This window comes from Paenalcaligenes sp. GW821-LYS-B07-1 (assembly GCF_058803365.1).
In genome coordinates this window covers 2,427,749-2,442,229 of the sequence record NZ_CM179516.1, presented here as the reverse complement: position 1 = coordinate 2,442,229, position 14,481 = coordinate 2,427,749, and the positions used below count along the sequence as shown (strand labels likewise).

Genomic DNA, 14,481 nt, shown 5'->3' with positions numbered 1-14,481 from the left:
GCGAGTAGAGTGGTGTGTAGTTAATGACATGAATGGGTTCTGTAAAGTGAACTGTACCTGCCCACTATAACGAGTGTTTTTTGCGTGGGCAAGTAGTTTAACGTTGTTTTTAGGCTCTACCTATACGTTGTAGTAAGGTGAGAACCTGTTGTGATCGTTGCTTCCAATCTACGTCAGCGGGCATTTCTACCTTCAGTTTGTCAGGGCCGGAAAAACGTATGTGTTTGTTTTTCTGTACCAGTTCAATCAAGGTAATAGGATCAACATTAGGTTTGCTGGAAAACTGAATATTGGCGTAATCAGCAGTCACATCTACTTTGGTAATGCCTAATGCCTCGGCGACTAAACGAATGCGATGTACGGCCATCAAGGTCTGTGCTGCTTCAGGCAGGGGGCCGTAACGGTCTATCAGTTCTTCTTGCAGGCTGTTCAATTCATCGTTATCTGCTGCATGTGATAGTTTTTTGTATAAGCCTAAGCGGGCATGTACATCAGGACAATAATCGGCAGGCAACAGTGCAGAGGCGCGCAAGTTCACTTCGCAGCCACTAGTAAATGGGCTGTCTAAATCAGGCTCTTCGCCAGCCTTCAAGGCTTTGACAGCCGTATTCAGCATATCGGTGTACATGGAAAAACCAATTTCTTGGATATTGCCAGACTGATGTTCACCCAACACTTCGCCTGCACCACGAATTTCTAAATCGTTCATGGCTAAGAAGAAACCAGAGCCCAGCTCTTCCATGGCTTGAATGGCCTCCAAGCGCTTCTTAGCGTTGCTGGTAATGGCGTCTTCACCCGGGGTGAGCAGGTAGGCATAGGCTTGATGGTGGGAGCGTCCTACGCGGCCACGTAGCTGGTGTAGCTGCGCCAAGCCCAGACGGTCGGCCCGGTGGATAACGATGGTGTTCGCACTTGGTACGTCAATACCGGTTTCGATAATCGTGGTGCACAACAAGACATTAAAGCGTTTTTGGTAGAAGTCTTTCATCACGCTTTCTAGTTCGCGCTCTGGCATTTGGCCATGTGCGACACCTATACGTGCTTCAGGTACTAACTCTTCTAGACGGGCTCTACGGTTCTGAATGGTTTCTACTTCGTTATGCAAGAAGTACACCTGACCACCACGCTTCAGTTCGCGTAATAAAGCTTCGCGTATGGTGCTACCGTCTTCACGGCGTACGAAGGTTTTAATGGCTAAACGTTTTTGTGGTGCTGTGGCGATGACAGAAAAGTCGCGTATACCTTCCAGTGACATCCCCAGCGTACGGGGGATTGGTGTAGCGGTTAGCGTGAGTATATCCACCTCGGCACGTAAAGCTTTAAGCGCTTCTTTTTGACGCACACCAAAACGGTGCTCTTCATCAATAATGACCAAGCCTAGATTTTTAAATTGCACACTGGATGACAAAATCTTGTGTGTGCCAATGACGATATCCACTTGCCCAGACGCTAAACCATCAATAGCTTGTTTGCTTTCTTTGCCAGAGCGGAAGCGCGATAGCTCTGCTACGCGTACTGGCCAGTCGGCAAAACGGTCGGTAAAGGTTTGTGCGTGTTGTTCTGCCAATAGAGTGGTGGGGCACAGCAAGGCGACTTGCATGCCATTTGCTACGGCGAGAAATGCTGCGCGTAAAGCTACTTCAGTCTTACCAAACCCTACATCACCGCAGATCAGCCTATCCATTGGGCGGCTAGAGCGCATGTCGTCCAACACAGCATCAATAGCACCTTGTTGATCGGGTGTGGCCTCAAAACCGAAGCCTGCAGAAAATTCTTCGTAGTCGCTAAAGGGCAGTTTGTACTGATTACCAGTGCGTAAAGCTCGTTTGGCGTACAGATCTAGCAGTTCGGCTGCGGTGTCACGTGCTTGTTTGGCGGCTCGGCGGCGTGCTTTCTCCCACTGTCCTGAGCCCAATTGGTGCAAGGGGGCTGAGTCTGCGTCTGTGCCGCTATAACGCGAAATCAGGTGCAGTTGCGAGACGGGTACATACAGGGTGGCTTCTTTTGCGTACTCAAGATGCAGCAGTTCCATCGGGCCTTCGCCCAGATCCATCTCTATCAAGCCGCAATAGCGTCCAATGCCGTGCTCACTGTGTACAACGGGATCGCCCTCACGCAGCTCGGACAAGTCGCGCACCATGGCTTCCACATCTGTGGTTTTTTCTTGTTTGCCACGGCGACGTTGAGCGCGCGCTTGGGTAGGGTATAAATCGTTTTCGGTGAGGATGCTAATGGCTGCTTCCTGCAAGGCAAAGCCTTGGGAAAGCGGCGCTACTACCAGTGCAAAATGGGCATCTGATTGTAGGAAGTCTTGCAGGTCTGAGGGAATGGATGGCACGTGTACGCCAAATTCTTGCAGCATTTGCCCCAAGGTTTCGCGTCTACCAGCCGAGTCTGCGCACAGCACAGTGCGACGTTTGGGGTCTGTGATCTCTCTACGTAGTGCTGCAACGGGGTCTTCAGAGCGGCGGTTCACAGCAACTTCGGGCAAAGCCTCGAAATCCGGGTGAGGAGCACCGGTTTGTAGGCTCAGCCTTGGGTACTCTTTGAGTCGTGAGTACAACTCGGTTTCATTCAGGAATAACGCATGGGGAGTCAGTACTGGGCGTTCTCTGTCGGCATTCAAGAAGGTGTAGCGGCTATGGGTGTCGGTGTGAAAGTGCTCAATTGCTTGCGGCAGATCACCATGTGTTACCACTAGAGCCTGATCACTTAGGTAATCAAATAGTGTGGCGGTTTCGTCAAAAAACAGTGGTAGGTAGTATTCCACGCCGGCAAAAGCAATGCCATTGCCTATGTCTTTATAGGGCAGGGCTCTAGAAGGATCTCCCTCGAACACCTCTCTAAAGCGACTACGAAACAGATTGCGGGCTGCCTCATCCATAGGGAATTCTCGCCCAGGCAGCAACTGTACTTCAGGCACTGGATACAGACTACGCTGGGTATCGGCATCGAAGGCACGTATGGATTCTATTTCGTCGTCAAATAAGTCCAAACGGTAGGGCAGAGCTGAGCCCATGGGGAAGATATCAATCAATCCACCACGCACGCAGAATTCACCGGGTGCGGTAACTTGGGTGACGTGATTATAATTAGCTAGCACCATCTGTTCGCGCAGTTGGTTTTCATCCAGTTTGCTGCCTTGCTTAAACGAGAATGTATAAGCGGCTAAAAAGGAAGGTGGTGCCAAACGGTACAATGCAGTGCTAACCGGTACAGTCAGTACATCGACGGTTTTTTGCTGCAGGGCATGCATGGTTTGCAATCGCAAAGACACTAAGGCTTCATGCGGCGAAAAACCATCATAGGGCAGAGTTTCCCAGTCAGGAAACTGACGTATGTTTAAACTGGGAATGAATAAGGGTAGTTCGTCGGCCAGTCGTGATGCATCCAACGGGTTGGCACATAGAATGACTAGGGGGCGTGCACTACGCTGGGCTAGATCAGCCAGCAGACAAGCATCGCCAGAACCAGGTGGTAAAGACTGGGTATAGCGTTGCCCTGGCTTCAGCGATTTCAGCAACTCGCCAGTGCTGGGTAAAGACAGAGCGGCAGAGGTGTTGGATGAAGTCAGGGAGCTCATGGTAAGGGATTATATGAGTAAAAAAATTATTGCAATTGTACCGGCAGCAGGCGTAGGTACGCGGGCTCGCCGTGCTGGTTCGGTGTTGTTGTCAGCCACAGTGCCTAAACAATACGCTTTGATAGGTGGTGAACCTATGTTGCGCCGTACTGTACAAGCGCTATTGCGTGAACCACGCATTAGTCAGATAAGGGTTATTGTAAGCAGGGAAGACACTTGGGTGGAATCTTGTTTACATGGTTTGGAGCGCACTGTGTGGCGTCATTGTGGTGGTGATACTCGAGATCAAACTGTACGCCAAGCGCTAGAAGATTTAAAAGCCGATGATGAAACATGGGCATTGGTACACGATGCAGCGCGTCCCGGTGTGCCAGTAGAAGATTTAGATCGCCTGATTTCTACGTGTTTAGAGCAGGATCAAGGTGGGTTGCTAGCGTGGCCTGTTACCGATACGGTAAAACGCCAAGCGCCGTTGCAAGGAGACCAACTGGCTCGCAGTGAGCAAACAGTAGATCGCGAAGGCCTATGGTTGGCGCAGACTCCGCAAATGTTCAAAGCCAACTTCTTGTTAGCGTGCTTACAAAAAGCGCATCAACAAGGTGCAACTATTACAGATGAAGCATCTGCGGTGGAATTGCAAGGTGTAGAACCTTTGCTGATAGCAGGCTCTAAACGTAATTTGAAAGTCACGTGGCCAGAAGATTTTGGGTTGATGGATAGGTGGTTATAAGCCATGGATATTCGTGTAGGACAAGGTTTTGACGTACACGCTCTGGTAGAAGGGCGTAATTTGATTATTGGTGGTGTCACCATTCCCCATACGCACGGTTTAGCAGGGCACTCAGATGCCGATGTATTGCTGCACGCCGTGACAGATGCCCTGCTGGGAGCTGCAGCGTTGGGGGATATAGGTAGGCATTTCCCAGATACTGATCCGCGTTATAAAGGGGCAGACAGCCGAGTATTATTGCGTGATGCGATGGCGTTGGTAGCAGCTTTAGGTTGGAAAGTAGTCAACGTGGATGCCACCGTACATGCTCAAGCACCTAAGATTGGTCCGCACGCTGCGGCTATGGTGGCCAATATTGCTGCCGATCTGTCATTGGAAACAGACCGTGTCAATATCAAAGCAAAAACCAACGAAGAATTGGGTTACTTAGGCCGTAAGGAAGGTATAGCCGCCACAGTAGCCGTGCTGCTGTGGCGTGATTAATGCTTAAGACGGACTGCGTTTTAAGCGTGGAATAGTGATGCGTACTAACAAACCTTGGGGCGGATGAGATATCAGCTCCAAGGTGCCGCTAACGTGGCCAAGCAAGCGCTCTACAATAGATAATCCCAAACCGGCACCACTAACGCCGGTTCTGGCGGTTTCACCACGAGAGAACGGGCGCAATAAGCGTTGTACCTCATGTGGTTCAATCCCTACCCCTTGGTCTTCTACCGTAACTTCTATACTGTTGCCTCGTGTTGAGGCAGTCAGGTGTATGTTGGCTTGATTGGTTAAGGGGCTACGACCATAGCGTCTAGCATTTTCAATCAAGTTACTGACAATACGTTTCAAGTCGTTGGCTTGAATGCGGGCAAAGAGAGCAGTTTCGATTTCTGCTGTGAGTGTGCCACCCAAACTTTCAGTGTGAGAACGTTCTCTATCAATGAGCTCTTGCAAAGCGTGAGACACATCAATGCCTTCTTCAGGCACAGCGCCTGCTGGTCTAGCGTACTCCATCAACTGACCGATGCTGTGATCGATTTGAGCCAAGTCTTCGTCAATAGCATGACGCGTTTCATCGCTGACATTACTAAGCTCAATCTCTAGGCGCATACGCGCCAAGGGAGTACGCAAGTCATGTGAGATACCAGCCAACATAATTTCTCGGTCAGCTTCGGCCTGACGTATATCGCGAGCCATACGGTTAAAGGCGACGTTTAGCTCACGAATTTCGTTGGGGCCACGTTCAGGTAATGGGGAGGGAGTTTCTCCGCGAGCTAATTGTTGAGCCACTTTAGCTAGTCGTGCCAAAGGATGGTTCACAAAGCGCACACTGACGGCAGCACCAATCAAGGCTAGCAACAATGCGGTAATGGCCCACCCTAGCCACTCAGGGCCAGCAGTAAGGCTTAATTGTTCGCGGTCAAAGACCAGCCAGTATTTATCGTCATTGATATCAAAAGATACCCAAATGCCAGGCATTTGGTTCACCGACCACATTACCAGCGTTTGGCTACCTAGGCCTGCACGAATCTCCCGGTATACTTCTTGCCAGTAATTGGAGCGTTGCAGGGGTTCTAAGGTGTCATTGCTGTCCCGTGGCTGTACTCGTAAGCCTTCTTTGGTCGCCAGGTCCAACAGCAGTGCAGGTCGCACATGCGGTGGGGCATACATCAATGCAGAGCGTGTGATACTAACGGCTGTTGTAACCCGCTGAGCCATCTGTCTGGCCCTAGGGCCTTCTTCCATACTGAAAAATACTTGCAGCCACGCGCCTAGACTGATGAGCATCAGTGCAGCAAGCAGTAGGAAGGAACGACTGAATAGGCCAAGAGAAAAACCAGATCGCTGTTGCGATCTGGCTTGTGGGGACGATGGCGGTGGTGAAGTATACATACCTCAAGTCTAGATCAGTTTCCACCATCCGGTATAAATACATAGCCTAGCCCCCAGACTGTCTGGATAAAGATGGGTTTAGATGGGTTAGGCTCTATGAGTTTACGCAAACGGGAAATCTGTACATCCAGACTGCGGTCGAAAGCTTCGTATTCACGACCGCGGGCCAATTCCATTAGCTTGTCGCGTGACAGAGGGATTTTAGGATGACGAGCAAACACCTTAAGTACAGAGAACTCACCTGTAGTAATAGGTACTACTTCTTCGCCTTTAGTTAGCGTGCGTGTAGAGAGGTTCAATGTGTAAGGGCCGAACTCGATGGATTCATTTTCTTGACTAGGGGCGCCTGGGTGTTCTTCAGTGCCACGTCTACGCAAAATAGCGTTAACTCGAGCTAGCAATTCGCGTGGATTAAAGGGTTTGATGAGGTAGTCATCAGCGCCCATTTCCAAACCTACAATACGGTCAATTTCCTCGGCTTTGGCCGTAAGCATAATGATGGGCGTGTTATCATGCCCACCACGTAAGCGACGACAAATTGACAGGCCATCTTCACCAGGAAGCATTAGGTCTAGTACCAGCAGATCAAAGTGCTCGCGCTGCCAGAGTTTGGACATTTCTTTGCCATCCTCAGCAACAAAAACATTGAAACCTTGTTCCGAAAGGTAACGGCGTAGTAGATCGCGCAGTCGAGGGTCATCGTCAACGACAAGAATTTTGCGAGATAAAGGTTGTTGTGCTTGTGTATTCATAATGAAGGTGACTGGCTCCGTGTTGTTCGCATCGAGACTGTTTCAGGGAGTTAACCGACTCAGACTGGTGGGTACGAAATGTTAGGGGAAGACCATCGCGAAACGCCGTGTTTTCTAAGGCCGCTAGAGTGCAATTTTATAGATGTAACAGTGCTTGTAAAGCCCCTCTCGTAATTGTTTTGTAGTTCTTTGTTAATGACAGAAAAGACGTAAAATAGCGCTATGCAAGTACATATTTTGGCTTTAGAAACATCAACATCAGTCTGTGGCGTCGCTTTGTTAAGCCAGCAAGGTGAAACAACGCAGCTCTACGTACGTCGTCACGAAGGCAGTAGTGAGCACGCAGAATTTCTGTTGCCCATGGTAGAGGAAGTGCTAGCCGAAGCAGGCGTAAAACGGCATGAAATCTCAGCAATCGCCTTTGGGCAAGGCCCTGGAGGCTTTACAGGATTACGTGTTGCCTGTGGTGTGACGCAGGGGTTGGCCTTTGCTTTGGGTTGCCCTGTGCTACCAGTCCCATCGCTCTTAGCAGTGGCGGAAGCACTGGAAAAAGTACCAGACCAACTTGAGGTGGTTGCCTTAGATGCACGGATGCAAGAGCTCTATGTGGCAGCGTATAGATATGAAGGAAAGGCTAAAACTTGGTTGTGTTGTTACAATTCGTTACTAATTGATGCTCAGGTTCTACCAGATTGGTTGATGCATATACGTACACAAGAAAATGAAATCGGTACTATTCGCGTGAGCGGAGATGCATTGGTAGCATTTCCTGAGCTCGCTGCCAATCTGCAAGCTATGCCTAGTATACAGCTAGGAGACGCAGCTAAACCGGATGTTGAGGCTGTAGCGTACTTGGGGCTACGCGCATTTCTGGCTGGCGAAGGTATTGCCGCCGAATTAGCTGCTCCTAGTTACGTGCGCGATAAAGTTGCTTTTACTACTGCAGAACGAGAGCAGGGCTTGGGTGGCAACCCGGCTGCAGTATGGCGCCCAGCGTGATCATGACAAGGATGCTGAACATGACCCATGCAGTAATCATTCGAGAAATGAAACTGGCAGATGTGGCAGTGGTAGCAAGCATTGAAGCGCAGGTCCAACAGTTTCCCTGGAGTGAAGCGAATTTCCGAGATAGCTACCTAGCCTGTCATGCCATGTTCGTGGCCGAAGTCGATACAGTGGTTGTGGGCTTCATGGTTATCATGATGGGGCCAGATGTGGGCGAGTTGCTGCTAATAGGCGTAGACCCAGCGTGGCAATCACAAGGTGTAGGTTCTGCCTTACTTGAGGCTGGCGAACAGTTGGCGCGCCAAAAAGGGCGTGAAGCGCTACTATTGGAAGTCAGACGTTCTAACCAACAAGCACAAGTGTTTTATGCTGCCCGAGGTTATTGTCAGATCGGCATGCGTAAGAATTACTATCCATTAGATGAACAGCAGCGCGAAGACGCATTGTTGCTGCAAAAAGATTTGGGCGTAGAGTAGTTATGGACGTTTCGGCTTCACCGCGCGTGGTATTGAATTCAGTGCAACTCGCTTGGCTACAAGAGTTGGGGATGGAGCGTACCCATCTGCACCGTTTAGGGGCGAGTCTAGAAACGTCCCAAACTGCGTCCGCTACAGCAGTGGCCGCACCAATAGTTAATAAGTCTGTTCCTTCAGTAGAGCAAGCTGCAGTTCAGTTAGAGGCTAGTATTCCTTCGGCACCAGCACTAGCACCAACACCTCAAACTGAAAGTGGTTTGAAAGCCGCGATACAGGCTTTGCGCCAAGCAGCAGGCATACGTCAAAACACACGAACTGAGGATGATTCCACAGTTGCGGTGACAAGTGCGCCTACTGAAATTCCTAATACCTTTTCTGCCTTGCAAGAAGCCGTGCAGCAGTGTCAGGCGTGTGGCCTTCACCAAATGCGTTCACAGGCAGTATTTGGCAAAGGGGATGCTCAGGCGCGATGGTTGGTGATTGCTGATGCCCCTGGCGATGTAGACGATAGGCACGGTGTTGCTTTTGATGGCCAGGCTGGCGAGTTGTTGCAAGCTATGCTAACTAGCGTAGGTTTAGGTGAAGCAGAGCACTGTTTCATCACTCATTTGGTGAAATGTCGACCCTTAAATAACCGCATGCCGGAGGCTGACGAGATTACGGCGTGCAGCCCTTATACGCTAAAGCAGATAGAGTTAGTGCAGCCAGAGTTTATGTTGGTGCTGGGGCAAATGGCTGCGAATCAGCTGCTAAACAATAACAGCGATATAGAAGAGCTGCGCGAGAAGGTACATCACTGGCAATCACCGCAGGGCAAAGCTATTCCGTTAATCGTGACGTATCACCCTGCCGCATTATTGTTGCGTCCACAGCATAAAGCGAATGCGTGGCGCGATTTGGCGCTAGTTAAAGCCCTGAATCAACAGGGCTAAAACTCAACTCTCTTATTGGCAACGGTGGCGGCTTAGTGCTCGGCCATGGCCTTTCTGACCAATTTGTCGGCGCAGTTGCGGGAACTTGTTATGGTTATAACGGCTCCAGCGAATGAACAGCAGCATTAGGCTGGCCACTAGTAAACCAAAGATCACAATAATCACGTTGATAGGCAGGTTCAGCCACAGCATCAAGCTGTAGATAGCCAGCATCAACAAAATGTTTAATTGTTCATTGAAGTTTTGCACAGCAATGGAGTGACCTGCTGACAGTAGGACGTGACCACGGTGTTGTAGCAAGGCGTTCATGGGCACCACAAAGAAGCCAGACAAGGCACCAATCATGAGTAGCAAGGTGTAAACAGCCCACGGTGAATAGACCACAGGCATCAACAACACAACCAAGCCCATGACCACGCCCATAGGCAGTACTTTTAGCGAGTGACGCAGTGGAATTTGACCTGCACAGACCGCACCAATTACGGTACCTAGTGCTGCAACGCCCATCAGAATGGTGGCTTCATCCAAGGTGTAGCCCAAATGCTGCGCGCCCCATTCAATAACGATCAATTGCAAGGTGGCACCAGCACCCCAGAATAAAGTGGTCACTGCAAGCGAAATCTGGCCCAACTTATCACGCCATAACACTAATACGTAAAAACGGAAATCACGCAGTAAGGCGATAGGATTGGTTTTTTGTTTTGGATATTGAATATTGGTGTTAGGGATCAGTAAGTTGCACAGTGCTGCGGCAATATAAATACAGCCAATGACGAGGATTGCAATTTCAGCACGGTTCTGGGCAATAGCTGTGATACCAGGGAGCTTTTGAAGGTGGTGATATACCTCAGGGGTGATCAGTACACCGCCTAACACCGTACCAACAATAATAGACAAGACGGTGAGCCCCTCAATCCAACTGTTGCCTTTCACTAAGTCTTGTGGGGGCAGCATTTCGGTCACAATCCCGTACTTGGCAGGGGAGTAAGCGGCAGCACCAATACCGACTAAGGTGTAGGCAAAGAAAATAGTGAAAAGCTGTGTGGCCGTATCGTTGGAGATGAACTGATAGGCAAACATCAGGCCACAGCCTAGAATTTTGACCGAGTTGGTGATAAACATGACGCGCCCTTTTGGGTAGGCGTCCGCAAATGCTCCAACAAAGGCTGCTAGCACCACATAGGCTAAAGCAAACCACCACTTCATCATGGGAAGCATCCAACTAGGACCGTGCAGATCAGCAATCAGGGCAAATGCTGCAATCAGCAAGGCGTTGTCGGCAATGGACGACAACGCTTGTGCGCCCATGACTAGATAAAAACCTCGTTTCAAAATTTTTCCTTATTGGTAGCCTTAACTATCATTGTAAGGCATGCGCTTAGCCCTGTAGGTCATACTAGGCGCGGTATGATGCAAAATTGAAGCCAAAGAGCCAAATGATATATCAGTATCAATATTTTGATGAGTAGAATTTGGCGCGGGCGCTGTGTGCGGTATCATTACGTTTTTGGCTTTTAGCATCACGCGATAATTGGTGAATCAGTGCCAGTTCGGTGATGTTGCTAGCTTTTCGCTAACGCTTGTTTGCTGAACTTGTGCGTTTAACTCAAATAAAACTTGCCGGATTCAAGTCGTTTGTTGACCCTACCGTTATTCCTACTCCTAGCCAGTTGGTAGGGGTAGTAGGGCCAAATGGCTGTGGAAAATCCAATATTATCGACGCCGTACGTTGGGTGTTGGGTGAGACTCGGGCCTCAGAATTGAGGGGCGAGTCTATGCAAGACGTTATTTTTAACGGTAGTGGAAATAGAAAGCCGTCTGCACGAGCTTCGGTAGAGCTGGTCTTCGATAATAGTGAGGGCCGGGTTGGCGGGCAGTGGAATACCTATACCGAAATTTCGGTAGGTCGTGTGTTAACACGCGATGGCACTAGCAGTTATTTCATTAATAACCAGCAAGTGCGCCGTCGAGATATTCACGATATCTTTCTGGGGACAGGTCTGGGCGCCCGAGGCTACGCCATTATTGGTCAGGGCATGATCAATAGGCTGATTGAAGCCAAGCCCGAAGAACTGCGTGTGTATCTGGAAGAGGCCGCCGGTGTGTCCCGCTATAAAGAGCGACGCAAAGAAACCGAAAGCCGGCTGTCTGATACGCGTGAGAACTTGACCCGTCTTGATGACATTATGGGCGAGTTAGAGGATCAGCTAGAGCGCTTACACAAACAAGCTGAAGTGGCGATGCACTATAAATCGCTACAAGAAGAAGGTGAGCTCAAGCAGCATTTATTATGGCTGCAGCGCGAAAGCAGTGCCAAAGACGATCAGCAAAAGAAAAGCGTAGCGATAGAGCAAGCCCAAACTGAAGTGGAAGCAGCTATAGGTGGATTGCGCACCTTAGAGGCGCAACTGGAAACCCTGCGTCAGTCGCATTTTGATGAGGGCGATGCAGTACATAAAGCGCAAGCAGCTGTGTATGAAGCGGGTACACGGGTTAGCAGTCTAGAGGCCGAAATACGTCACGTACAAGACACGCGTAACCGTATGCAGAGCCGACGCTCACAGTTAGGGGCGCAACAACAAGAGTGGCAAGAACAGCAAGAATACTGCGCCGCCGAGTTGGAAGAGTTAGCTGCCCAGCAGGAAGAGGCTGCTATACGTGTAGCGGAAGCCGAAGCAGCAACTGAGCATGCTCAAGGTTTATTGCCTGAACGCGAAGCGCAATTGCAAGAGTTATCGGCAAAGCGTGACGGTTTGCGCCAGCAGCTAGCGCGTATAGAGCAAAGTCAGGCGGTGCGAGCACAAGCTGCACAAGATATGCAACGGCAGCGCCAACAGTTATTGCTGCGCAAAGAACGCCTGGAAAAAGAACGTTCAGACCATCAAGGGCCGGACGATCATGCGTTGCAGCGTTTGGACGGTGAAAAGCAGTTGCAATCACAGCAGTTGGCCAGTGCACAGCACGCGTTGCAAGAACAAGAAAGTGTATTGCCTCGTCATGAAGCAGCACGTACTCAGGCGCAGCAAACGTTGCAGCAACACCAAGCAGCGCATGCACGACTAGAAGCGCGGCTCAATGCATTGGTTCAGCTACAAGAAGATGTGCAACGCCAAGATAAATTAGAGCCGTGGTTAGAAAAGCATGGTTTAGCTAGTGGCAGTCGCTTGTGGCAGCAATTAGGTATAGAGCCGGGTTGGGAAACGGCGGTGGAGGCAGTGCTGCGCGAGCGCGTAGGTGCTGTCTCGGTGGCGGATCTGAAAGCTCTGAAATCGGTACTGAGCTCAGAGCCACCTGCCAGAGTAGAGTTTTACAGTTTGCCAGCCTTGGCACCTACAGGAACGGCACAGGCTAGCAGTTTGTTAGCGAAACTACGTTTGCCTAACCCGGCACTGCAGCAGTTATTGCAAGCATGGCTGGGTCATATAGTGGTGTGCGATAGCTTAGAGCAAGCGTGGGATAAGGTTGCGAACCTAGCGCAAGGTCAGGTATTGGTATGCCCAGAAGGGCATTTGTTGGATCAATACTCTGTGCGGTTTTATGCCCCTGATGATGCACAAGCAGGGATTTTGGCGCGTCAGCAAGAAATTGTGAACCTGCAAAAGCAACTGCGAGCGAGCCAGCTAGATTTAGAGCAATACAAAGAAAGCGAGCAAAAAGCACATCAAGGCTGGCAGCAGGTTTCGCAACAGCTACCTAGCTTGCGTTTACGCGTGGGCGAACTTACCGAGCGGTTGCACACCGTGCAGTTAGAGCACGCCAGACTGCGCCAAGAGGCTGAGCAAAGTAGCGATAGGCTGCAACGCTTGTCGCAAGAGCTGCTAGAGTTAGGGCAGTCTGAAGAAGAGTTAATGGCGAGTTTGGAGGATTCCGAGCTACAGGCCGAAGAGCTGCAAGCACAACGGGAGGTGCTGCAAGAGCAGTTGGAAGATCAAGAAGAACTGTTGGAACGAGTCAGCGCTGAGCTGCAGGAGATTCGTCAGCAGTGGCGCGATAGAGAACATCAAAGCCAAGAGATTCGCCACCAAGAGCGTCTATTACAGGCACGCTATGAAGAGTTGTCTCGTACCCAGCGTTTGGCTAGGGAGCAATTGGAACGTGCTGAGGCAGAGCTTTCTGGCTTACAAGGTGAGCTAACAGTGATGGATGTGGACGCAGCACAAGAAAGCCTGCAAGAGGCGTTGATGTTGCGTGCCGAAAGAGAAGAGCATTTGTCGGTGGCTCGTACCCGTCTAGAACATGTGGCAAGCAGCTTGAAAACAGCGGAGTCTGAGCGCGCCAGATTGGAGCAGGTAGTAGAGCCGTTACGTCAAAAAGTGACCGAGCTGCAGTTGCAAGAACAGGCAGCTAGGTTGTCGGTGGAACAGTTCACCGAAATGCTGGACGAGCGAAAAGTAGATAGGCAAGCGTTGCGTGAGTTGCTACAAGAAAAACCGGAGCAATGGCATCGTCTGGGCTGGTTACAGTCTGAGGTGCAGCGTGTCTCTAGGCAGATAGATGCGTTGGGCGCAGTGAACTTGGCGGCGCTAGAAGAGCTGGCAACTGCAAAGGAACGTAAAACCTATCTGGATGGACAGCATGAGGATTTGACACAAGCGATTGAGACGCTGGAAAATGCCATCCGTAAAATTGATAAAGAAATTCGAGAACTACTGCTTGGCACCTTTAATGTAGTGAACGGACACTTTGGTGAGCTATTCCCTAGATTGTTTGGGGGTGGGGAAGCCAAACTCATCATGACGGGCGATGAGGTGCTAGACGCAGGTGTGATGGTGATGGCGCAACCGCCAGGTAAACGTAATAGCACGATTCACTTATTGTCTGGTGGTGAGAAAGCGTTAACGGCAACAGCGCTGGTGTTTGCGCTGTTTAAGTTGAATCCGGCACCATTCTGCTTGCTAGACGAGGTAGATGCGCCATTGGATGATGCGAATACTGAACGTTATGCGCGTTTGGTAAGCAGCATGAGTGACCAAACGCAGTTTTTATTTATTTCTCACAATAAAATAGCCATGCATATGGCAAAGCAGTTGGTTGGGGTTACCATGCAAGAGCAGGGTGTTTCACGTATCGTGGCCGTAGACGTGGAGTCTGCGATTCAGATGGCTGAAGCGTAACGGGCAGGTTA

Annotated in this window: 10 protein-coding genes; 6 read left to right on the top strand and 4 right to left on the bottom strand. The window is 50.1% G+C overall.

Annotation, left to right across the window (positions count from 1 at the left end):
* Positions 1 to 109 precede the first annotated feature (109 nt).
* Positions 110 to 3,583 (bottom strand): transcription-repair coupling factor, encoded by a 3,474-nt coding sequence (gene mfd, locus AC3QL0_RS11680; RefSeq protein WP_493008633.1) that lies wholly within the window; start codon positions 3,581 to 3,583, stop codon positions 110 to 112.
* A 13-nt stretch (positions 3,584 to 3,596) separates the two neighbouring features.
* Between mfd and ispD the strand changes: the two genes are divergently transcribed.
* Together ispD and ispF are read left to right on the top strand one after the other, a co-directional pair.
* Positions 3,597 to 4,313, top strand: coding sequence for a 2-C-methyl-D-erythritol 4-phosphate cytidylyltransferase (gene ispD / locus AC3QL0_RS11675; protein WP_493008632.1), 717 nt, complete (start codon positions 3,597 to 3,599; stop codon positions 4,311 to 4,313).
* A gap of 3 nt (positions 4,314 to 4,316) precedes the next feature.
* Positions 4,317 to 4,796 (top strand): 2-C-methyl-D-erythritol 2,4-cyclodiphosphate synthase, encoded by a 480-nt coding sequence (gene ispF / locus AC3QL0_RS11670; RefSeq protein WP_493008631.1) that lies wholly within the window; start codon positions 4,317 to 4,319, stop codon positions 4,794 to 4,796.
* Positions 4,797 to 4,799: 3 nt separating this feature from the next.
* Here ispF and AC3QL0_RS11665 read toward each other — a convergent pair whose 3' ends face one another.
* The gene (locus AC3QL0_RS11665; RefSeq protein ID WP_493008630.1) at positions 4,800 to 6,191 is read right to left on the bottom strand and encodes a sensor histidine kinase; all 1,392 of its coding nucleotides are present in this window, start codon (positions 6,189 to 6,191) and stop codon (positions 4,800 to 4,802) included.
* Positions 6,192 to 6,205: 14 nt separating this feature from the next.
* A complete protein-coding gene (ompR, locus tag AC3QL0_RS11660) occupies positions 6,206 to 6,943 on the bottom strand; it encodes an osmolarity response regulator transcription factor OmpR (protein WP_135861444.1) in 738 nt (245 codons plus the stop codon).
* Between the two features lie 222 nt (positions 6,944 to 7,165).
* Between ompR and tsaB the strand changes: the two genes are divergently transcribed.
* From tsaB to AC3QL0_RS11645, 3 genes are read left to right on the top strand one after another with little or no spacing between them, the layout of a single operon-like run.
* Positions 7,166 to 7,942, top strand: coding sequence for a tRNA (adenosine(37)-N6)-threonylcarbamoyltransferase complex dimerization subunit type 1 TsaB (gene tsaB, locus AC3QL0_RS11655; protein WP_493008629.1), 777 nt, complete (start codon positions 7,166 to 7,168; stop codon positions 7,940 to 7,942).
* 20 nt (positions 7,943 to 7,962) lie between these two features.
* Positions 7,963 to 8,424 carry a ribosomal protein S18-alanine N-acetyltransferase gene (gene rimI / locus AC3QL0_RS11650; RefSeq protein ID WP_493008628.1) on the top strand — a complete coding sequence of 154 codons (462 nt, stop codon included), beginning with the start codon at positions 7,963 to 7,965 and terminating at the stop codon, positions 8,422 to 8,424.
* Positions 8,425 to 8,426: 2 nt separating this feature from the next.
* Positions 8,427 to 9,356: a uracil-DNA glycosylase gene (locus AC3QL0_RS11645; protein ID WP_493008627.1), complete on the top strand. Its 930-nt coding sequence runs from the start codon at positions 8,427 to 8,429 to the stop codon at positions 9,354 to 9,356.
* Positions 9,357 to 9,368: 12 nt separating this feature from the next.
* On the opposite strand, the gene lplT is transcribed toward AC3QL0_RS11645, so the two are convergent.
* Positions 9,369 to 10,688, bottom strand: coding sequence for a lysophospholipid transporter LplT (gene lplT / locus AC3QL0_RS11640; protein ID WP_493008626.1), 1,320 nt, complete (start codon positions 10,686 to 10,688; stop codon positions 9,369 to 9,371).
* A gap of 263 nt (positions 10,689 to 10,951) precedes the next feature.
* On the opposite strand from lplT, the gene smc reads away from it, so the two are divergent.
* The gene (gene smc, locus AC3QL0_RS11635; protein ID WP_493008625.1) at positions 10,952 to 14,470 is read left to right on the top strand and encodes a chromosome segregation protein SMC; all 3,519 of its coding nucleotides are present in this window, start codon (positions 10,952 to 10,954) and stop codon (positions 14,468 to 14,470) included.
* Positions 14,471 to 14,481 lie beyond the last annotated feature (11 nt).